The organism is Citricoccus sp. GCM10030269, from assembly GCF_042665635.1.
In the GTDB taxonomy this organism is placed as follows: domain Bacteria; phylum Actinomycetota; class Actinomycetes; order Actinomycetales; family Micrococcaceae; genus Citricoccus.
Genome location: NZ_JBHTCV010000002.1, coordinates 473,948 through 494,448, shown reverse-complemented (window position 1 = coordinate 494,448; position 20,501 = coordinate 473,948). Strand labels below are relative to the sequence as shown.

The 20,501-nt window shown below is 67.3% G+C and carries 18 protein-coding genes and 2 riboswitches; of the genes, 12 read left to right on the top strand and 6 right to left on the bottom strand.

Annotated elements, in window-relative coordinates:
* Window positions 1-62: 62 nt before the first annotated feature.
* Entirely contained in the window at window positions 63-3,740 is a 3,678-nt protein-coding gene (locus tag ACFQQD_RS05355; protein ID WP_378086996.1) for a S8 family serine peptidase, read from the bottom strand.
* Window positions 3,741-4,073: 333 nt separating this feature from the next.
* On the opposite strand from ACFQQD_RS05355, the gene ACFQQD_RS05350 reads away from it, so the two are divergent.
* The 4 genes from ACFQQD_RS05350 to ACFQQD_RS05335 all read left to right on the top strand — a co-directional run bounded on the left by ACFQQD_RS05350 (window position 4,074) and on the right by ACFQQD_RS05335 (window position 6,891).
* The gene (locus ACFQQD_RS05350; RefSeq protein ID WP_378086994.1) at window positions 4,074-5,072 is read left to right on the top strand and encodes a 3-methyladenine DNA glycosylase; all 999 of its coding nucleotides are present in this window, start codon (window positions 4,074-4,076) and stop codon (window positions 5,070-5,072) included.
* A 46-nt stretch (window positions 5,073-5,118) separates the two neighbouring features.
* Window positions 5,119-6,087 carry a YdcF family protein gene (locus ACFQQD_RS05345; protein ID WP_378086992.1) on the top strand — a complete coding sequence of 323 codons (969 nt, stop codon included), beginning with the start codon at window positions 5,119-5,121 and terminating at the stop codon, window positions 6,085-6,087.
* A 109-nt stretch (window positions 6,088-6,196) separates the two neighbouring features.
* Window positions 6,197-6,688 (top strand): hypothetical protein, encoded by a 492-nt coding sequence (locus ACFQQD_RS05340; protein WP_378086990.1) that lies wholly within the window; start codon window positions 6,197-6,199, stop codon window positions 6,686-6,688.
* Complete coding sequence (locus tag ACFQQD_RS05335; RefSeq protein WP_378086988.1) at window positions 6,688-6,891, top strand: helix-turn-helix transcriptional regulator; 204 nt, start codon at window positions 6,688-6,690, stop codon at window positions 6,889-6,891. Before ACFQQD_RS05340 ends, ACFQQD_RS05335 begins: the two co-directional genes overlap by 1 nt.
* Window positions 6,892-6,921: 30 nt before the next feature.
* Here the strand turns inward: ACFQQD_RS05335 and ACFQQD_RS05330 are convergent, their stop codons facing one another.
* The gene (locus ACFQQD_RS05330) at window positions 6,922-7,425 is read right to left on the bottom strand and encodes a YchJ family protein (RefSeq protein WP_378086986.1); all 504 of its coding nucleotides are present in this window, start codon (window positions 7,423-7,425) and stop codon (window positions 6,922-6,924) included.
* A gap of 80 nt (window positions 7,426-7,505) precedes the next feature.
* Here ACFQQD_RS05330 and purS point away from each other — a divergent pair, with 80 nt between their 5' ends.
* The 4 genes from purS (at window position 7,506) to ACFQQD_RS05310 (ending at window position 12,184) form a co-directional block, all read left to right on the top strand.
* Window positions 7,506-7,811 (top strand): phosphoribosylformylglycinamidine synthase subunit PurS, encoded by a 306-nt coding sequence (gene purS, locus ACFQQD_RS05325; protein ID WP_378086984.1) that lies wholly within the window; start codon window positions 7,506-7,508, stop codon window positions 7,809-7,811.
* The gene (gene purQ, locus ACFQQD_RS05320) at window positions 7,811-8,647 is read left to right on the top strand and encodes a phosphoribosylformylglycinamidine synthase subunit PurQ (RefSeq protein ID WP_378086982.1); all 837 of its coding nucleotides are present in this window, start codon (window positions 7,811-7,813) and stop codon (window positions 8,645-8,647) included. Before purS ends, purQ begins: the two co-directional genes overlap by 1 nt.
* Window positions 8,644-10,956: a phosphoribosylformylglycinamidine synthase subunit PurL gene (purL, locus tag ACFQQD_RS05315; protein WP_378086980.1), complete on the top strand. Its 2,313-nt coding sequence runs from the start codon at window positions 8,644-8,646 to the stop codon at window positions 10,954-10,956. Before purQ ends, purL begins: the two co-directional genes overlap by 4 nt.
* A 142-nt stretch (window positions 10,957-11,098) precedes the next feature.
* Complete coding sequence (locus ACFQQD_RS05310; RefSeq protein WP_378086978.1) at window positions 11,099-12,184, top strand: aldo/keto reductase; 1,086 nt, start codon at window positions 11,099-11,101, stop codon at window positions 12,182-12,184.
* Window positions 12,185-12,262: 78 nt separating this feature from the next.
* Here the strand turns inward: ACFQQD_RS05310 and ACFQQD_RS05305 are convergent, their stop codons facing one another.
* Together ACFQQD_RS05305 and ACFQQD_RS05300 are read right to left on the bottom strand one after the other, a co-directional pair.
* On the bottom strand, window positions 12,263-12,583 hold the full coding sequence (locus ACFQQD_RS05305; protein ID WP_378086976.1) for a putative quinol monooxygenase: 321 nt from the start codon (window positions 12,581-12,583) through the stop codon (window positions 12,263-12,265).
* A 4-nt stretch (window positions 12,584-12,587) separates the two neighbouring features.
* The gene (locus ACFQQD_RS05300; protein WP_378086974.1) at window positions 12,588-13,016 is read right to left on the bottom strand and encodes a CoA-binding protein; all 429 of its coding nucleotides are present in this window, start codon (window positions 13,014-13,016) and stop codon (window positions 12,588-12,590) included.
* A 92-nt stretch (window positions 13,017-13,108) separates the two neighbouring features.
* Between ACFQQD_RS05300 and ACFQQD_RS05295 the strand changes: the two genes are divergently transcribed.
* Both ACFQQD_RS05295 and ACFQQD_RS05290 read left to right on the top strand, forming a co-directional pair.
* Complete coding sequence (locus ACFQQD_RS05295) at window positions 13,109-14,593, top strand: aldehyde dehydrogenase family protein (RefSeq protein WP_378086972.1); 1,485 nt, start codon at window positions 13,109-13,111, stop codon at window positions 14,591-14,593.
* 145 nt (window positions 14,594-14,738) lie between these two features.
* Window positions 14,739-15,236 carry a YtxH domain-containing protein gene (locus tag ACFQQD_RS05290; protein ID WP_378086970.1) on the top strand — a complete coding sequence of 166 codons (498 nt, stop codon included), beginning with the start codon at window positions 14,739-14,741 and terminating at the stop codon, window positions 15,234-15,236.
* A 113-nt stretch (window positions 15,237-15,349) separates the two neighbouring features.
* Here ACFQQD_RS05290 and ACFQQD_RS05285 read toward each other — a convergent pair whose 3' ends face one another.
* Complete coding sequence (locus ACFQQD_RS05285; RefSeq protein WP_378086968.1) at window positions 15,350-16,819, bottom strand: LLM class flavin-dependent oxidoreductase; 1,470 nt, start codon at window positions 16,817-16,819, stop codon at window positions 15,350-15,352.
* An 82-nt stretch (window positions 16,820-16,901) separates the two neighbouring features.
* Window positions 16,902-18,158 (bottom strand): acyl-CoA dehydrogenase family protein, encoded by a 1,257-nt coding sequence (locus ACFQQD_RS05280; RefSeq protein ID WP_378086966.1) that lies wholly within the window; start codon window positions 18,156-18,158, stop codon window positions 16,902-16,904.
* A 7-nt stretch (window positions 18,159-18,165) separates the two neighbouring features.
* Window positions 18,166-18,258, bottom strand: a riboswitch (SAM riboswitch).
* 176 nt (window positions 18,259-18,434) lie between these two features.
* A riboswitch (SAM riboswitch) is annotated at window positions 18,435-18,532 on the top strand.
* Between the two features lie 3 nt (window positions 18,533-18,535).
* Between ACFQQD_RS05280 and ACFQQD_RS05275 the strand changes: the two genes are divergently transcribed.
* Both ACFQQD_RS05275 and ACFQQD_RS05270 read left to right on the top strand, forming a co-directional pair.
* Window positions 18,536-19,381 (top strand): ABC transporter ATP-binding protein, encoded by an 846-nt coding sequence (locus ACFQQD_RS05275; RefSeq protein ID WP_378086964.1) that lies wholly within the window; start codon window positions 18,536-18,538, stop codon window positions 19,379-19,381.
* Window positions 19,382-19,482: 101 nt separating this feature from the next.
* Window positions 19,483-20,496 (top strand): aliphatic sulfonate ABC transporter substrate-binding protein, encoded by a 1,014-nt coding sequence (locus tag ACFQQD_RS05270; protein WP_378086962.1) that lies wholly within the window; start codon window positions 19,483-19,485, stop codon window positions 20,494-20,496.
* Window positions 20,497-20,501 lie beyond the last annotated feature (5 nt).

The window sequence follows — 20,501 nt, the reverse complement described above, 5'->3', positions numbered from 1 at the left end:
TTTAACGCACTTTGCGGGCAGAACGAACCGGTTCGTTCTGCCCGCAAAGTGCGTATGGGGGGTTAGCCCTCGGACGGTTCTGCAGTGCTCAGGTGGTAGCGCTGCAGGAACGCGGAGATCTCACCGCGGGTGATCTCCGTGGACTGGTTGAAGTCACCCTGAGTGTCACCCACCGTGATGCCCTCGGACGCCAACCAGGTGATGGCCGAATAGTTCGCGCCACCGACGTTCAGATCCCCGAAAGGACTCGTGGAGGGCGCGTCGAACTCCGGCTGCTCCAGTCGGTACAGGAACGCGGCGAACTCACCACGGGTCACCGCCTGAGACGGCTTGAAGGTTCCGTCGGCGTAGCCGGCGGTGACCTCCTCCGTGGCCGCCCAGAGGATCGGGGTGAAGAAGGCTCCCCCGGCGTTGACGTCGGAGAACGGCGACGTCTCTGGGGCCGCGAACTCCGGCTTCACGTACCGGTGCAGGAACGCCGTGGTCTCACCACGGGTCACGTCCTGAGTCTTCCGGTACGTGTTGTCCGAGGAGTAACCCACGGAGATGTCACCACACGCCATCCAGCGGACCGGTTCGTAGTACGCCGACCCGGGCTGGTTGTCCGCGAAGTCCTCGATCTCGCAGACGTCCGGCTCCGGCGGATCAGTCGGCTCCGGCGGGTCAGTCGGCTCCGGCGGATCGGTCGGCTCCGGACCGTCTTCCTCGGCCACCGTCACGGTAACCGCTGTGCGGGTCCCCGGGGCCCACTCCACGGCACCCTTCCAGGTTCCGGGCGTCAGTCCCTCCCACTCCAGGGTGGCCGGAGCGGTCTCGCCGTTGTCCACGGCCAGCGGCTCTGGGCTGATGGAGAGGTTACCGGCGTCCCCCTCGAGGACCACGGCCTCCATGGTGGCGGACACCTCGGTCCCGTCAGGTGAGGAGTACAGGTTCGAGATCACTGAGTACGTCCCCGGTTTCGGGTCGGTCAGCACGAGTTCCTCGGAGCCGGACGCCGTCGCCACCTGCGTGAGCGCGCCCTCCGGGTCGATCACGAACAGATCCCAGTCCGATACGTCATCACCGGCCGACAACGACCAGGTCACCGACGTGGCTCCCTCCGGGACCACCGTCTCGGTGAGGTGATTGGACGCGTCATCTCCACCGAACAGCGGACCCGGCACCTTGGAGAACGCCTCTTGTTCGGCCTTGCCGAGTCCCTCAATGACTGGATCGAGGTTGCCGGTGAGCCCGGACTTCAACTCGGTGGTGGCTTCTCCGCTGCTTCCTTCACCGTCGAGCGCGTCCGGGGCCAGGACGTCCACCGAGCGGACGGTGACCGGTGACGTGACGGCCGTGGCCCCGGGCCGGGTCCACGTGAAGGAACCGTGGCTCCACTCATCCGCCACAGCGTCGGTTCGGGTCAACGTGATCTCCACGTCGGCGGATTCACCGGCCTTCAACGACACGGTCGCGGGTGAGGCGGATACCTCATAGCCGGGCACTGAACCGCTCGCGGCCCACGTGCCGGTTTCCGTGGCCGTGACGGTGCGCGTCACGGTCGCCGAACCGAGCAGATCATTGATGGCGATCGAGGGGACGTTGACGTCCCGGCCTCGTGTGTCGCCCAAGACGAGGGAGTCCCACTGGCGCGCATCGTTCTCATAGACCAGCCCCGGGTCGACCATCGCCGCCGGATCGGCAGAGCCGGCGCCGGTGGCGAAATTGTCCTGATCGACCGAACCATCGGCGGTGAGGACATCATCGGCTGAGGTCATCATGGCCGACTTGACCGCCATCGGGGACCAGTCCGGATACTTGGCGCCCATCAGGGCCGCCATGCCGGCCAGGTTCGGGGCGGCCATCGAGGTTCCGGACATCAGCCCGAAGGAGTCACCCTGGTACATCGGATCCAGCGGTGAGACGCCGGCCAGGACGTTGACGCCCGGCGCAGCGATGTCAGGCTTGAGCATCTCGCCTTCCACGGCGGTGGAGGGTCCACGAGAGGAGAACCCGGCGATCTGCGGTACCGGAACCGGCGGCAGTCCGGAGGTGTCCCCCGCCACCAGCGTGGCCTGCTGATCGGTGGAGGCCACCAGATCCTTGATGGATTCGTCCGAAGTGTGGACGGTGGGCACAGCGTGCAGGTCAGCGTCCTCGGACCCGCCACCGATGTTCACCAGCACCATGCCGACGCCGCCGGCCTCAGCAACAGCAGCCGACTTGTCCACGCGAGCGTATTCACCGCGGTCGCAGACCACGATCTTGCCTTCGGTCAGGGCGGGATCCAGCGCACCCACGGCGCACAGCTGAATCTCCTCAGTCGTCTTCCCGGCCAGTCCGACCTCACTGGAGAGCACGATGTCGGCCGGGCCAACGCCTTCGGTCATCGACGAGACCCCACGGAACTTCGCGCCGTCGGGGAACTCCACGGTTCCGGACAGTTCGTTCGAGAACGTGGAGGCCGCCACCGAGGTGAGCCACGGTGCGGAGTGGTTGACCGTCTGGGCGTTCGGCCCGGAGTTGCCGGCGGAGGTGGAGACGAAGATTCCGGCCTCGGCGGCGGACTTGAACGCCAACGCGACCGGGTCGATCACCGAGTCGTTGTTGCCGGAGATCGAGTAGTTCAGCACATCGACACCGTCGAGGATGGCCTGTTCGATCGCGGCCACGGAGGCCGTCGAGTAGCAGCCGCCGGTATCCGGGTCGGTGTCCTCCCAGCAGACCTTGTACACGGACACCTTGGCCTCGGGTGCGACACCTGATCCGGTGCCGTAGGAAGCGCCGCCGTTCATGACCTGTTCCACCCCGTCATTGCCGGCAGCGGTGGTCGCCGTGTGCGTGCCGTGGGAGGCGACGTCGATGGGAGACAACCGCTCCCGGGGTGCCCGGTTCTCCACGGGGACGAAAGCCTCGAAGTCCTCGGAGAAGTACTGAGCGGACAGCACCTTGGAGTTGCACTCCTCACCGGAGAAGTCCTGTCCCTCCTGGCAATCGCCGCGGAAAGTGCTGCCGTCCGCCTTGAGCATGGCGACCTCACCGGAGGAATCCAGATACGGCTGGCCGACCTGTGGTTCCCCGGACAGCGGCTCGACCGGCTCGCCCGCGAGCATCTCGTGCTCGGGGTAGTAGCCGGTGTCGATCACGCCGACGACGGTGCCCTTGCCGGCGTTCTCCGCTCCTCCGTACTGAGCGTCCCAGGTTCCCTTCGAGCCCGGCAGGTCCAGGAATTCCGTCGAGGAGTAATCCGGGGCGAATTGTTCGACCTCGGAGACGCCCAGGACACGGTCGTCCTTGGCCAGGGCACGGGCCTGCTCGGCGGTGAGTTCAGAGACAAACGCGTTCAGCGCGGTCGTGTAATGACGCTCGACGGACACGGAACGAGCACCGGAACGGGCCCCGGAGTCCACATCCGAGACGGACGCGGCCACTTCCAACTGGCGAGCGGTCAAGTGCCGATCATATTTCTGGACCGAGGGGGACTCGACGTCCAGGCCACCGGCCTTGGTGGCGGTGGCGGCGAAACCGTCCGTACCACCCTGATAGGTGGCCACCGGATCCTCCTTGAGGATCACGAAATAGCGACCATCCTGGAATTCGGCGCCGGCCTGCAGCGCCTCATTGATAGACGTGCCACCTCCGGCGTCAGTGGGGGCCGCTGTTGCCGGCATCGCCGCGAAGGGCGTGGACAGCAGGCCGATCGCCGCCACGGCAGCGGTCAGAGTCCGGCGTCGCCGGACGGGTTTGGGGTTCGTGGACATGAACCTCGCCTTTCCTCACCAAGGTGCGTTCCGGGCACGGGTGTACCCGGGAAGAGTTTCCATGGCCGCAGACGACTCCCACACGGTGTCCGGCCAGAGTTCCGGCCAGACACCGTGCAGAAGCGTCCGATCAAGCGGTGCGAGTGATGCGAGCCACAGAAGTGGGATGACCGAAACCTACCGGAGCGCGGTCGCCAGCGGAAGTCCTGAAACAGATCCTTTACACGACGTCATGCGCGCGACTCTCCATGCGGTGACTGCGGTGACTGCGGTGACTGCCTACCCCGCCGACCGCAACCCCGAGCGGAGCATCCGGGACCGTACCCTGGTGGAGTGCGCTCCTCCGTTGCCGCCCCTGCCGCCAGTTCCGTGCCGCCCGTGACGCCCGTGGCCCTGGACCAGTACCGGGTTCTCCCCGCTGACCAGTGGCTCAGTGCCGCGCATGGTCACCGCGAGCGCATGCAGGCGTACACCGAACCGCTCCGGGAGCTGCACGCCCGCGGCGTCCGCCACCCCGTCCACGACTTTCTCTTCACCTACTATTCCCACACCCCCGGCGCGCTGGAGCGCTGGCATCCGGGGGCCGGCGTCGTGCTTTCGGCGACGGCAGGGCTTCCCGACGGCGGCGGCTGGCGGTTCTACCGGTGGGTGCCACCGGCACCCGGCCTGCCCGACGGCGGCTGGACGGTGGACGCGCCCGCGTTCGCCGAGCATCGGTCCGCCATGCTCGACTTCGCCGAGCGCATCCTGGGTCTGACAGCGCAGCGCCCAGCCCGGTTGGCCTGTTTCGGCCTGCACGAGTGGGCGATGGCGTACCGCTCGGAGGTACACGGCGTGCGCCATTCCACGGTCCCGTTGCGTCTCGGCGCCGACGGCACGAACCAGGTGGTCGAGCATCAACAGATCGCCTGCTCGCACTTTGACGCGTTCCGCTTCTACGCTCCCGAAGCTGCGCCCCTGAACACGCTTCAGCCGACCCGGCAGACCCAAGTGGACCTGGAGCAGCCCGGGTGTCTGCACGCGAACATGGACCTGTACAAGTGGGCGTACAAGCTGGTGCCCGCCATCGGTTCGGACCTCCTGGCGGACTGCTTCGAACTGGCCTGGCGAATCCGGACGATGGACATGCGTGCCTCTCCCTATGAACTGCGGGACTGGGGACTGGAGCCGATCCGGATCGAGACCCCCGGGGGACGAGCCGAGTATGCGCGTTTGCAGCGCGGCTTCGCCGAGGAGGCCAACGTGCTGCGCCGTCGCCTACTGGACGAGCTGTCAGCCCTGCGCAACCTGGCAGCCGCCGAGACCACCGAGTCCCACGAGACCACGTCATGATCAGCGCCCTGCTCGCCGTTGGTTGCTGGCTGCTGTTCCGCCAGATGTGGCGCGACGAACCGCGGCGGTTGAGCACCGGCGTCGTGCTGTTGCTGGGCGCCTGGTTCGCCTGGGGGCGATACTCGAGATCATCGGCTACATCTCTCCTCAGCTGGTCTCGCTGATCGCCCTCATCCTGTTGGCACTGCCCTTCTCCGTCCTGGTCCTCGCCGGGTTCCTCATCCGCAATGGAGTACAGATGGTCCGCCGGGAGGGTCGGTCCCTCGGCAATCTGCTGTCCCTGCTGGCCGGGACCGGCCTGCTGGTGCTCCCCGTGGTGGCGTTTCTGCTGGCCTCCACCCTGCATCCGGTCGGCATCGGAGTCGCAGCGCTGGCCTTCTTCGTCTCCGCCCAGGCCGGTCTGTCCTTCCTGGCTTTCCTGGTCTTCACCATCGCCTACGCCCGGAGGCCGCCCCGCCCGGGAGCGGACGCCGTGGTGGTCCTCGGGGCCGGTCTGATCAACGGCAAGGTGAGCCCCGTCCTGGCCTCACGGCTCGACCGCGGACTGCGGGTGCGAGAGTCCCAAGGATCAGCTCCCCTGATTCCCTCCGGCGGGCAGGGCCCGGACGAACCACGCCCGGAGGCAGCCGCCATGGCCGAGTACCTCGCCGACCACGGAGTTCCTCAGGAGCAGATCATTCCGGAACTGCGCTCTCGCACCACCGAGGAGAACCTGCGTTTCTCCCGTGCGCTGGCGGACCAGAGCCCGCCGGCGGGGGCAGCCCCCGGTCACCTGGTCGTGGCGACCAACGAATACCACGTGCCCCGCACCGCCCTGCTGTCCCGGCGCATCGGTGTGGACGCCGACGTGGTGGGTGGCACCACGGCCGGCTATTACGTGCCCAGTGCCTATCTGCGTGAGTTCGTGGCGGTCATGTCGATGCACCGGCGCACACAGATTCTGCTGGCCGTGCCCGGGTTGGTGCTGTCCCTGGGCCTGACCGCACTGCTCGTGATGTACCAGGCGGCGGGGTGAGCTAACCTCGGAGTAAAGCGTACTTGACGTAAAGTCTCCTTTACTGCCACGATGGTGGAACAGACAGCCGGTGCACCGGCCCGGCTGCCGACAGTGGAGGAGAAGGGTCATGAGCATGCCGGATCACCGCCAGCGCACCGCCAACCAACCGGCTACACGGTGGGGACGCTCTCGGTTCGGCGGCGGCCCTGGATTGTTGGTCCTGATGAGCCTGGTACTCGGCGGCCTCTTGTCCGCCGGAGGAAGTTGGCTGATGGCCAGCCTCGTCGAAGTCGAATCGGTGAACCCCGTACTGATGTTCTGGGTGGCGTTCGCCTGCCTGCTTCCTCCGTGCATCATGGTCCCGTGGGCGCTTCTCGTGGACCGGAACTCGCTGACCGGGGCCGTGGCTCGCCCGGAGGAGTCAGTCGAGTCCGCGTGGTACCTGAAGGCGTCCAGCGGCGCCTTCACCGACGTGCTGCTGGTGATGGGCCTCGGCACCACCGCTGTCTCCATCACCGGTGTCCAATGGCCCACCAGCCTCGTCGGCCTCACGATGCTGGTCCTGATGATGGCCTGTTTCGGAGTCCGATACGTCCACCAGAAACGCATGAACGCCTGATGGAGAATTCCCTGCCTGAGCACCGCGCACGCCTGGGCTGGTCTCAACAGCGCCTCGCCGATGAGCTAGGGGTGTCACGGCAAACGGTGATCTCTCTGGAGAAGGGCCGTTATGACCCCTCGCTACCTGTGGCATTCCGGCTGGCCGGCGTCTTTGACTGCTCGATCGAAGACCTTTTCAATCCCAGTACGGACGAGGAGTGAGCAAGGACTGGGCGCACCAGGGGACCCGCCTCAGGCCACGTCGCCTTCGCGGTAGTACCAGACTCCCCCGCGGCGCACGAAGCGAGACGTCTCGTGCTGAGTGCGCCGTCCGGCCGGGGTGCGGAAATGCGCCGTGAAGGTGACCGTGCCGACGTCGTCGAAGGGGCCCCCGCCCGTGGTCGACTCGACGTCGAGGCGAAGCCAGCGGACATCATCCCCGGACTCGTTCCCCGGCTGGTCCACCGCCAACGACGACGGCCGCGTCTCTGGTGCCCACGTCGCCAACAGGTAATCCTCGGCCCCGGCCAGCTGGCCCGTGGAGGCCAGGGCGAAGGCCGAATAGCGCGAGCGCATCAGCGCCTCGGCCGTCGGAGCGGCCAGCGCCCCCTCGGCGGCGAACCGCTGATGCCAGCGACCGCAGCAGGCACCGTAGACGTCCCCGCCACCGCAGGGGCACCGCGTCGCCTCAGGGGCCGACGTGGAGTGTGTGGAGTGCGGAGGTTGCTGGGGCGCTTGACCCGGGTCATGGTTCACGGTTTCAGCGTAGGCGGCGGAGCGGGTGCAGGCACGGCTAGACTGGCTCAAGCCCTCACGCAGACCACCGGGAGTCCTCCATGCCCACGATCGTCGTCGATGTCATGCCCAAACCAGAGATCCTTGACCCACAGGGCAAAGCCATCGCCGGCGCCCTGCCGCGTCTGGGCTTCACGAGTTTCGCCTCCGTCCGGCAGGGCCGGCGTTTCGAACTCACCGTGGACGGCGAGATCACGCCGGAGGTGCTGCGCCAAGCCCGCGAAGCCGCCGAGCAGCTGCTGTCCAACCCCGTGATCGAGGACGTCGTCAGCGTCCAAGCGCTCACCGACGCAGACTCTCAGCCCGGCGCCCAGCCCGGCACCCAGCCCGAAGGCCAGAACGCTTGATGACCACCCAGACCTCAGCACTTCCCTTGATCGGCGATGTCTCCACGAACGGACCCGTCCTCAGCGGCGCGCGCATCGGCGTCGTGACCTTCCCGGGCACGCTCGATGACCGGGACGCGGCCCGCGCGGTCCGGTTGGCCGGCGGCGAGCCGGTCCACCTCTGGCACGCCGAGCCCGACGGCGGCGCGGCCCTGGCCTCACTCGATGCCGTCATCATCCCCGGAGGCTTCTCGTACGGCGACTACCTGCGCGCCGGGGCCATTGCGCGGTTCGCCCCGCTGATGGAGGCCATCATCTCCGCCGCCGGCTCCACCACCGGTTCCGACGCCGGCACACCGCGGGGCCTGCCCGTGCTGGGCATCTGCAACGGCTTCCAGGTCCTGACCGAGTCCCACCTCCTGCCCGGCTCGATGATCAAGAACGAGAACCTGAACTTCCTGTGCAAGGACCAGGTGCTGCGGGTGGAGAACGCCGAGACCGCCTGGACGGGCCAGTTCTCTCGGGGTGAGGAGATCGTCGTGCCGCTGAAGAACCAGGACGGCCAGTACGTGGCCGATGAGCAGACGCTGGACCGCCTCGAAGGCGAGGGCCAGGTGGTGTTCCGCTACGTCGGCGAGAACCCCAACGGATCCCGGCGAGACATCGCCGGCATCGCCAACGCCGCCGGAAACGTGGTGGGCTTGATGCCACATCCCGAGCACGCGGTGGAACCCGGTTTCGGGCCCGATGCCGAGGAGGGAATGCGCCTGGGCACTGACGGCCTGGGCCTGTTCACCTCGGTCCTGGCCACCGTCGCCGGTGGAACCAGCACGAAGACCTCCGGAGAGACGCCTTGAGCACTGAGACCCGCCAGTTCAACATCGACACCGTTGAGCAGGCCGCCGACACGCCGGACACCGAACTGCCCTGGGCCGAGCTGGGCCTCAAAGCCCATGAGTTCGAGCAGATCGTCACGATCCTCGGCCGCCGGCCCACTGCGGCCGAGCTGGCCATGTACTCGGTGATGTGGTCCGAGCACTGCTCCTACAAGTCGACCAAGGTCCACTTGCGCCAGTTCGGTGACAAGCTGACCGAGGACATGAAGAAGGACATGCTGGTGGGCATCGGCGAGAACGCCGGCGTGACCGACCTCGGTGACGGCTGGGCCGTGACCTTCAAGATCGAGTCGCACAACTCCCCCTCCTTCGTGGAGCCCTATCAGGGCGCGGCCACAGGCATCGGAGGCATCGTCCGGGACATCATCTCGATGGGCGCCCGCCCCGTGGCGGTCATGGATCCCCTGCGCTTCGGGGCGATCGACCACGAGGACTCCCAGCGTGTGGTGCACGGTGTGGTCGCCGGCATCGGTGGCTACGGCAACTCACTGGGCCTGCCGAACATCGGCGGTGAGACTGTGTTCGATCCGGTGTATCAGGGCAACCCCCTGGTCAACGCCCTCGCCGTCGGAGTCCTGCGCCACGAGGATCTGCGTCTGGCCAATGCCTCCGGCGTGGGTAACAAGGTCGTCCTGTTCGGCGCCCGCACCGGCGGGGACGGCATCGGCGGAGCCTCCGTGCTCGCCTCCGAATCCTTCGACTCCACCAAACCCTCCAAGCGCCCCGCCGTGCAGGTCGGCGATCCCTTCGCGGAGAAGGTCCTCATCGAGTGCTGCCTCGAGCTGTTCAAGGCCTCGCTGGTGGAAGGCATCCAGGACCTCGGCGCCGCCGGCATCTCCTGTGCCACCTCTGAGCTCGCCTCCAACGGCGAGGGTGGCATGCAGGTGGAGCTGACGGATGTGCTGCTGCGCGACCCCACGTTGACGCCCGGCGAGATCCTGATGTCCGAGTCCCAAGAGCGGATGATGGCCGTGGTGACTCCGGACCATGTCGAGGCGTTCGAGGCCGTGATGGCCAAGTGGGGCGTCGAGTACTCGTGGCTCGGCGAGGTCACCGACACCGACCGCCTGGTGATCACCTGGAACGGCGAGACCATCGTGGACGTCGACCCGAAGACGGTCGCCCACGAAGGCCCCGTCTATGACCGCCCCTTCCACCGCCCCGCCGGACAGGACGCCCTGCAGGCCGACCGCTTCCGGGACTCCGCCGCCGGAGCCGACCTGCCGGCGGCGGGCGAGGAATTGCGCTCCGCCGTGCTGGAACTGATGGCCGGCCCGAATCTGTGTGACAAGTCCTGGATCACCAACCAGTACGACCGGTACGTGGGCGGCAACACCGCTCTGGCCGCCCCGGACGACGCCGGCGTGGTCCGGGTGGACGAGCAGACTGGCCTGGGCGTGGGCGTGGCCACGGACGCCAATGGGCGCTACGCCTACCTGGACCCCTACGCGGGCGCGCAACTGGCGTTGGCCGAGTCCTACCGCAACGTCGCGACCTCGGGCGCCGTCCCGATGGCCGTCTCGGACTGCCTGAACTACGGTTCACCCGAGGATCCGGAGGTCATGTGGCAACTGGCCGAGGGGATCCGAGGCCTCTCGGACGCCTGCCTCGAGTTGGGCATCCCCGTCACCGGCGGCAACGTCTCGCTGTACAACCAGACCGGCAGCGACGCCATTCACCCGACGCCGGTCGTCGCCACCCTGGGCAGGTTCGACGACGTCGGCCGCCGCACCCCATCCGGATTCCACGCGGACGCCGACGGTCAGGCCGTGTACCTGATGGGCACCACTCGCGACGAGCTGGACGGCTCCGAGTTCGCGAACCTGCGCGGTCACCTCGGCGGGATCCCGCCACGAGTTGATCTGGCGGCGGAGAAGCTGCTCGGCGAACTGCTCATCAACGCCTCACGAGACGGGATGATCGACGCCGCACACGATCTCTCCGAAGGGGGCCTCGCGGCCACCCTGGCCGAGATGGTGCTGCGCTTCGGCGTCGGCGCCCGGGTCAGCCTCGACGAGATCATCAGTCGTGACGGCGTGGATGCCTTCACCGCCCTGTTCTCCGAGTCGCAGGCCCGCGCCGTCGTCGCCGTGCCGCGCACCGAGGAGGTCCGCTTCAAGGACATGACCACGGCTCGCCGCTTCCCCGTGGCGCGCATCGGCGTGGTGGATGCGGCCTCCGGTGCACTCGAGGTGCAGGGCCAGTTCAGTCTGCCGATCGATGAGCTCCGCGAGGGCTGGGCCGCGACGATGCCGAGGTTCTTCGGCTGAGTGTCGGCCTGATTCTTCGGCTGTCTTCGGACCGCTCCGGCTGTCTTCGATTGCCCTGGTCCGGTTGCGGACGTCTTCCGTGAGTCGAGCTGGCGTGCGTAGGGTGTTCGCGGACCAGCCCCCACGGTGAGGAGATTCAGCCATGGACTACATCCGACTCGGCGACTCGGGGCTCTACGTCTCCCGGATCGCCATCGGCACCATCCCGTTCGGTTCCGGCGGCGGCTTCGAGAAGATCGCCGGACTGGGCGTGGAGGATGCCCGGCGTCAGATCGATGAGGCCCTCGATCGAGGCGTGAACTTCTTCGACACCGCAAACCTCTACTCTGCCGGCGATGCCGAGCGGGTGCTGGGCGAGGCGTTGGGCTCCCGGCGCGATGACATCGTGCTCACGTCCAAGGCCCGCACCGCCGTGGGCGAGGGCCCCAACGATGCCGGTGCCAGCAGGTACCACCTGACTCGCGCCGTTGAGGACAGTCTCGCCAGGCTGCGCACGGACCACCTGGACCTGTTGTACCTGCACCAGTGGGACGGCCAAACACCGCTCCGGGAGACCATCGAGACGGTCAACGCGCTGATTCGGGAGGGCAAGGTCCGCTACTGGGGTGTGTCGAACTACTCCGGCTGGCAACTGGCGAAAACGGTCTATGAGGCCCGGCTGTCCGGACTGGAACCGCCGGTGGCGCACCAGGCCTACTACACGCCGGAGGCGCGGGAGATCGAGTACGAGATCATCCCCGCTGCGCGCGACCTGGGTCTGGCGACCTTCGGTTGGAGCCCCTTGGGAGAGGGTCTGCTCAACGGCAAGGTGCGTCGCGGCCAGGACACGCCATCGGACACCCGCCAGGGCACCGGCTGGCCCGAACCTCACGTGACCGACTGGGACCGGGCCTATGACTTGATCGATCTCTTCGACGAAATCGCCCGCGATCTGGGCTGGACGATCCCGCAAGTGGTGATCTCCTGGATCCTGCACCGGCCCGGGATCGACGGCACCGTGATCGCCGCCCGCCGTTTCGAGCACTTGCAGGAGGACCTCGACGCTGCCGAGTTGGAGTTGCCCGAGGACGCCCGCGATCGGATCACGCAGGCGTCCCAGCTGCCGGCGTACTACCCGTGGTGGCACCGGCTGATGAACGGTCAGGACCGGCCCGAGCCGGCCGAGACGGACCTGATCCGCGAACACCACCGGCAGGTCTTCGGCAGCGGGGACGCCGGCGGCGCGTGACAGCACTGACGGTGCTGTCAGCGCTGACGGTGCTGTCAGCGCTGACGGTGCTGACGGTGCTGACGAAGAGCGCCTAGGTCAGTCGATCTTCAACTCACCCATCTCGTCCCAGCCTTCGCCCTCGACCTGACGGCTGATGATCTTCGGGGTGGAGACCAGCGCTTCGCGCATGGCTTCCAGGCCGGCGGCGAAGTGGTCGCTGTTCACGTGGGCCTCGGCGGCGTCGTCCTTGAATCCCTCCACGAGCACGAACTGGTGGGGGTCCTCGACGCTGCGGGACCATTCGAAGAAGAGGTTGCCCTCCTCCGCGCGGGTGGCCTCGCTGAAGGGGCGCACCATGTCCATGAATCGGTCGGCGTACTCGGGCTTGACCTGCTGTTTCACGACGATAAGGATCATGGGCTCAGCCTAACGACTCCGTGCGCCTTCGAGCCTCGATCGCCGGGCAGGTGTCCATGACGACGTCGAGTCCGGCCTCGGCGGCGCGTTGGGCCGCGGCCTCGTCGATCACCCCGAGTTGCATCCAGACGGCTTTCGCTCCGACGTCGATGGCCTGGTCCACGATCGTGCCGACCTTCTGCGAGTTCACGAAGCAGTCGACCACGTCGATCGGGCCCGGAATGTCTGCCAGTCTGCGGTAGCCCTGCTCGCCGTGGACGTCCTGTGCCCCGAGGTTGACCGGAATGATCTGCATCCGCAGCTCGTCCCGCAGGAATTTCGATACGCCGACGGCGGCGCGATGCGGGTTGGGCGTGAGCCCGACGACGGCCCAGCGGGCGCCACGGTCGGACAGCAGTCGACGGATGGTCGCCGGATCGTTGGTGTGGCCCATGTGCCCACGGTACGTGCCCTCGGGAACGGGCTGAACAGTTGGTGCGCACGAGTCCTGCTCACCAGCGCCCGGACCGGACTAACGTGACACCCATGACCGGATACATGCTTCCCGACTACCTCCTCAACGCCCAGCACTACATCAACGGCACGGATGCCCCGAGCAGCGGTGACGCGACCATTCAGATCCTGGATCCGGCGACGGGACAGCACCTCGCCACCACTCCTGCCGGGACCACCGCGGACCTTGATGCCGCCGTCGAGGCCGCCCACCAGACGTTCCGCAGCGGCGTCTGGTCGAAACTCTCCGGCCGGGAACGGTCCCGGGTGCTGATCCGTGCGGCCGAGCTGATTCGCGAGCGCGCCGACGAGATCGCCGAAGTGGAGAGTCGCGACGTCGGCAAGCCGATCAGTCTGGCCGGCGCCGTGGACGTCAACACCGCCGCGGACACCTACGAGTACGCTGCCTCGTTGGCCCAGCATCTCGACGGTGCCGTGCGGCGTACACCGTTGCCCGCTCACGCCTACACCCAACGTGAACCGTTGGGTGTGGTCGCGACCATCACTCCGTTCAATTTCCCGCTGATCCTCTCGACCTCCAAGATCGCGGTCGCTCTAGCCGCCGGCAACACGGTGGTCCACAAGCCAGCCGAGGACACACCGCTCACGGCCTTGTTGATGGCCCGCCTGCTCACGGAGGCCGGGGTGCCGGACGGGGTCTACAACGTGGTCACCGGTTACGGAGGCGACCTCGGCGATCACCTGACCGGACACCCGAAGGTCAACAAGGTGGCGTTCACCGGGTCCACCCAGACTGGCGCCCACGTGGCGGCCGTGGCCGGCCAGGCCCTGCGGCCGATCACGGCCGAGCTGGGTGGCAATGCGGCGAACATCGTTTTCGCCGACGCCGACCTGGAGAAGGCCGTGGAGACGGTCATCTCCGCGTTCGTGTTCAATACCGGTCAGTTCTGCATGGGCGGACCCCGGTTACTGGTCGAGCGCAGTGTCTACGAACAGGTCCTGGAAGCACTCGCCGGGGCGCTGCCCCACGTGCCCTTCGGCGATCCCCGCGACCCTGCCACGGTGATCGGGCCCCTTGCCACTCGCCAGCAGTACGACAAGGTGGTGCAGGCGGTCGAGCAGGCGCGGGACGCCGGTGCACGCGTGGTGACCGGCGGCGAGCCAGCCGACCTCAACGGCGGTTACTTCTATCGGCCGACCATCCTGGCCGACGTCGACAATTCCGCCGATGTGGTCCAGCAAGAGGTTTTCGGCCCGGTGCTGACGGTGCAGGCGTTCGACAGCGAGCAGGAGGCGATCGAGTTGGCCAACAGCACCGACTACGGTCTGGCCTCGGGCGTGCAGACCAGCAACATCTCCCGGGCCCACCGGGTGTCGGACGCCCTGGAGGCGGGCATCGTCTGGGTCAACGGCTGGGGTCTGCTGGATCCGTCCATGCCGTTCGGCGGCGTCAAGTCCTCCGGCTGGGGACGCGAGAACGGTCCGGAACAGCTCGACGCATACACTCGCACCAAGTCCGTCATCATGGCCCTGGACCCGGCGCCGACAAATTCGTGAGGGACTCTGTCGACGACTGTCACGTGCTGAAACACCGGTAGGCCGATGCCCTGCCTGTGCATCGGCTGGGAGCAATTGACCGGCCGCACCATCACGGTAAGACTTGGGACATCACCCAACCGGCGGATCCCGCCACGAAGGAGAGATGATGAAGCGACTGATCACCTTGGGCGTTGGTGCGGCTATCGGGTACCTGCTGGGCAGCCGCGAAGGCCGGCAGAATCTCGACAAGTTCGCCAAGAACGCCCAGAGCTTCTGGAACGATCCGAAGACGCAAGAGCAGGTGCAGAAGGCGACCTCCGCGGTGAAGGACCAGGCTCCCGTCGTCGCCGAGAAGGCCACCGGCTTTGCCGACAAGGCCTCCAACGCGATGAAGGACCGGGCACCGGGCCTGTCCGAAAAGTTCAACTCAGCCGCTCACACCGGTGCCGAAAAGGGCGCGGCGGCGGCACAGGACCTCTCCGACAAAGCCTCCTCCGCCGCAGAGAAGTCCACCAGCGGCAAGCACTCCTCAGACGAGGGCGGCTCTTCCACCGGCTCCAGCGCCTCGCCGAGCCCCTCGACCAGCGGTGCTTCGACCTCCGGTTCCTCCCCGTCCGGCCCGTCCGGCGGCACTGAGGGTGGCAGCCCGGACCGTCCCTGAGGACTGCCGCGGCGCAGCCCTTTTATCCCCGAACACCACGGAAACCCCGGCCCCCACAAAGGGCCGGGGTTTCCGTGTGTCACGACCGAATCAGGTCTCGTGTCCTGCCGACCTCACGCCAGAGCACGGTTTCTCAGGGCGAAGGACGCTCCGTAGTGGTTCCGCGGCAAGTGGTCGCCGCGGCCGAAGAGCTTGTTCCGCATGGTCCCGGAGGTGTACTCGGTCTTGTAGCGGCCCAGCTTCTGCAGTTCCGGAACCACATACTCGACGATGTCCTCAAAGGTTCCCGGAGTGATGTGGTACGCGAGATTGAAGCCGTCCACATCGGTCTCGTCCTGGATGCGCACCAGTTCCCGGGCCACCGTCTCACCGGACCCGATGATGACCGGGCCGAAGCCCCCGACGCCGACCCATTCCGCAAGCCGGCGGACGGTCCACTCCTCGCCATCGTCACCGGAGGCCTTCTTGAAGGTCTCCACCGCGGACTGAATGGCGTTGGACTGCACATCGCCGATCGGCTCATCGAGGTCGAATTCGGCCAGATTGAGTCCCATCCAGCCGCTCATCAGGACCAGGCCGCCCTCGACGTCGACGTACTTCAGCAGTTCCTGGTATTTCGCCTGAGCCTCCTCGTCGGTGGCCCCGGTGACGATCGTCTGCATGGACATGATGCGGATGTCGTACGGATCTCGACCCGCTTCCACGGCCGACTGACGAATCTTGGCCGCCGTTCCAGAGATCTGGTCGTCTGTGGGGGAGTTGATGAACACCGCCTCGGCATGCTTGCCGGCGAAGGCCCGGCCCCGAGTGGAGGCCCCGGCCTGATAAATGACCGGAGTGCGCTGGGGACTCGGTTCCGTGAAGGCGATGCCCGGCGTCGTGAAGTACTGGCCCTCATGCTGGATGCGGTGCACCTTGTCCGGGTCCACGAACACGCCGGACTCCGGGTCGTTGACCACCGCGTCATCCTCCCAAGAACCCTCCAGCAGCTTGTACACCACGTCGAGATACTCATCGGCATGGTCGTACCGCTGATCGTGCTCCATCTGATCCTGTTGGCCCATGTTGACGGCGGCCGACGGCAGATAGCCGGTGACGACGTTCCAGCCCACACGCCCTTCGGTCAGATGATCGAGCGTCGCCAGCCGGCGGGCGAACGGATAAGGATGTTCGTAGGCGGTGCCGGCGGTGACACCGAAGGTGAGGTTCTCGGTGACGGCGGCCATCGGCGGAATCACCAGGATGGGGTCATTGACGGGGACCTGGGTTCCGGCCTTGAGAGTGGCCTCGTCGGAAGCACCGAAAACGTCGTACGGACCGAGCACATCGGCGATGAAGAGCCCGTCGAACAGACCCTTCTCGAGCGTCTGGGCGAGATTCATCCAGTAGTGCAGGGTGTTGTAGTCACGGGCATGATCCTCGGGATGGCGCCACAGGCCCGGGGACTGGTGTGCCACGCAGTTCATGTCGAAGGCGTTGAACAGGATCTCGCGCCGGCCGGCGGCCGTGGTGGGCACGCCCTCGGGCAGCGCCTCCGGCGAGGGCCCGGGCGAGTTGTTCGGTTCGGTTGACGGTTCAGACATCGTGGTCCTTCTCTTCGTGATGGTCGTTTGGTCTCTTGGCTGTTCAGTCATGTGTTGGTCGTTTGTTGGGTCGCGGCCCGGCTCAGACTCGCCCGGTCGCCAGATACGGGACCGGCTGGGTGCCGTTGACCTCCCAGTCGCCGACCATGCGGGCCATGAAGGCCGCCGGGTCATGACTGGCGATGGTCCGGGCATTCCGCCAGTGCCGGTCCAGTTGCAGCTCGGTACTGGTGGCGGAGGCTCCCAGCGTGTCGAAGATCCGGGTACAGGTGTCCAGCACGAGCTTGGGCACCATCACGTGCGCCCGGTGGGCCGCCAGTGCCGCCCGCTGCATCGCGTCCGAGCCGTGTGGATCCTCCTGGCCGTCGTCGCCCGCCAGTGCCGCGTCCAGTTCCCGGCCGGCGGCGCGCACCAGCTCCTCAGCCGTGGCCTGTTGGGCTGAGAGCTCGCCGATGATGCCCAGGAGCTGGTCGTCGTCGCGCGGCGTCAGCCCCCCGCCGGTATTGGCGGAGCGGCGCCGGTTGCGCGTCTGCTCCACCCCATCGCGCAGAGCCGCACGGCCGATCCCGGCGAGCAGGGCCATCAGGGTGTTCTCGTGGTGCAGGGGAACCGGGCCCCCGGGCGGCGGCATGGCCAGCAGCTCCTCCACACCGGCCCCGGAGAACTCCATGGTCCCGGTGCCGGTGAGCCGCTGGCCGAAGCCGTCCCAGTCGTCCTTGACGGTGGCGCGGGGCTGACGGACCCTGACGACGGCGAGCGCGGTTCCGTCCCGCTTCTGCTCGCCGGTCGGCAGGACCCGACGCCGGATCCCGGCCTGGACGCTGGCGTCGAGTCGGACGGTGGCCAGGGTCCACGTGGCGAAGATGGAGCCGGTGGTGTAGTACTTGGTGCCCCGAATGATCAGACTCCCGGCGGCATCCTGACTCACGGTCGTGCCCACCTCGCCCAGGCCGCTCCCCCGGTGCTCGGACAGGGCGCTGCCGGCGAACTCGCCGTTCACCACGCGCTGCAGCCACCGCTCTCGCCGGCCCTCATCCGATTGAGCCAGCACGTGCTCCACGAAGCTGAGGTGACTGCGGACCAAGTGGGCGGTGTTGGCGTCCACCGCGGCCAGGTCCATCAGCAGCCGATAGGCGTCTTGCTGGCCGGCGCCCAGGCCTCCGGCGTCCTGGGGCACGGAGAGCGCTCCCAGCCCCTGGTCCCGCAAGAGATCCAGAGCCGCGAACGGCAGGTGCCGCCCGGCTTCCCGGGCAGCCTCACCTCGAGCGACCTCCTCGAAGACGGGCAGGAAGCGGGCAGTGAGGGCGGGATAGGGGGCGGTCGCAGACCCAAGATGCATCGAAACAACTCCATCGGTCCTGGCGGTAGCACCCGGACCCCTGATGGGCGGGTTGCTGCGGCGTCGCTGAGCCAGATCTCTCGGCCGCTCTGGATGGTTTATGTGACTCTATGAGACCAGTTCGGACCCTGTACAGGCCACTCGAGCGTCACAGTTCGACGCGTCGGTCCCCGCCGAGCACGCGTGAGACCTCGGGGGTACGCCCAGGGGTCCGCATGTGACGAAAGGTGACATTTCATTACTCCCTCCCCTCGCCTCCTGGTTCACTTGACCCACCAACCATCCAGAGCGGCCGAGAGATCTGGCTCGAAGACGCCGCAGCAACCCACCGGTTTATCGCCGGGTCACGGTGCTCATGCCAGAACCGATGGAGAGTGATGCTGTTGACTGCCCTGGCCGAGTCGAGTCATGCGAAGGCGCGGACTGCGTCCGCGGGCACCGGCCAGAGCCTTTCGCTCGCGTTCCATTCCGTGGGCCGGTCTTTCCCGACCGCCGAGGGCGAGCGGGCGGTTCTGCGGGATATCGACCTGACGGTGTCACCGGGCGAGGTCCTGGCCATCATCGGGGCGTCAGGGTGTGGCAAATCCACTTTGCTGCGGGTCGCCGGCGGCTTGGATCAGGGCCACTCCGGGGACCTCATCATCGGCGACTCCCCCGTGCGTCCCTACGATGCGCGCACCGCTGTGGGTTTCCAGGAACCACGCCTGATGCCCTGGCGCACCCTCCATCAGAACGTGGCGCTCGGGCTTCCGCACGGCACCGGACGATCAGAGGGCCGTGAGCGGGTGGACCAGTTGCTCGATCTGGTCGGTTTGGCCGCCCACGCCGACCACCGCCCACGCGCCATCTCTGGTGGCATGGCTCAGCGCACGTCACTGGCCCGCGCCCTGGCTCGCCGGCCAGGGGTGCTGCTCTTGGACGAGCCCTTCGGGGCGTTGGACGCCTTGACCCGGCTGAAGATGCAGGACTTGCTCCTGGACATCCACGCCAAGACCGCCACCACCGTCCTGTTGGTCACCCACGATGTGGACGAGGCACTCCAGCTGGCCGACCGAATCCTGCTCCTGGGACGGGATCCGGACCCGACAGCCCTCCCAGGGGCCACGGCCCGCACCCTCCTGACCGTCCCTGGCCATCGGCCGCGCGACCGAGGTTCGGCAGAGCTCGCCGAGTTGCGGTCCGAGTTGCTGGCCGGCCTCGGCGTCGACGCTCACCGGCACTGAGGCCATACCGGTACAGACGTCATACCGGCACTGCACCTCTTCGCACCTCACTGCACTCCTGCACCTCCTGCACCTCCTGCACCTCACTGAAAGGCATCCCCATGCGTTCACGTCTGACTCTCACCGCTGCCGCCCTGGCCGCGACCGCCCTCGCCCTCACGGGTTGCGTGCCCGGCGAAGACTCCGCTGAGGGGGCCAACGCCGAGGGCAACGGCGGCTCCACCGATGAGCTGAACATCGACTTCGCCACCTACAACCCTCTGTCGCTGGTCATCAAGGACCAGGGCTGGCTCGAGGAGGAACTCGCCGACGAGGGCATCACCGTCAATTGGCTCCAGTCCGCCGGCTCGAACAAGGCCAACGAGGCCCTGCGTGCGGAAGCCGTCGATGTGGGTTCAACCGCCGGTTCTGCCGCGCTGCTGGCACGAGCCAACGGCACGCCCATCAAGACGATCGGCCTCTACTCCCAGCCCGAGTGGTCCGCCCTGGTGACGGGACCGGACTCCGACATCACCGAGGTCAGCGACCTGGTGGGCAAGTCCGTGGCCGCCACCAAGGGCACCGATCCCTACTTCTTCCTGATCCAGAGCCTGGATGAGGCCGGCGTCGACCCCTCGGAGGTCACGATCCAGAACATTCAGCACGCCGACGGCAACGCCGCGCTGAACAACGGCTCGGTGGATGCCTGGGCCGGGCTGGACCCCATCATGGCCGGCGCCGAGGCCGACGGGGCCGAGTTGTTCTACCGCAACGTGGACTTCAACACCTACGGATTCCTCAACGCCACAGAGTCGTTCCTCGAAGAGTCCCCCGAGCTCGCCCAGACGGTCGTGGACGTCTATGAACGGGCTCGTGCGTGGGCACTGGAGCATCCGGAGGAGACTGCTGCGATCCTGGCCGACGTCGCCGGCCTGGACGAGGAGGTCGCCACCACGGTCATCGAGGAGCGCTCCAACCTCGACGTGAACCCCGTCCCGGGTCAGGAACAGCTGGACGTGCTGGAACGCGTCGGCCCGATCCTCGTGGAGACCGGTGACGTGGCCAGCCAGGAGAACGTGGACACGGCCCTCGACGAGCTGCTGGAGCCCTCCTTCGCCGAGGAAGCCACGCAGTGAGCACC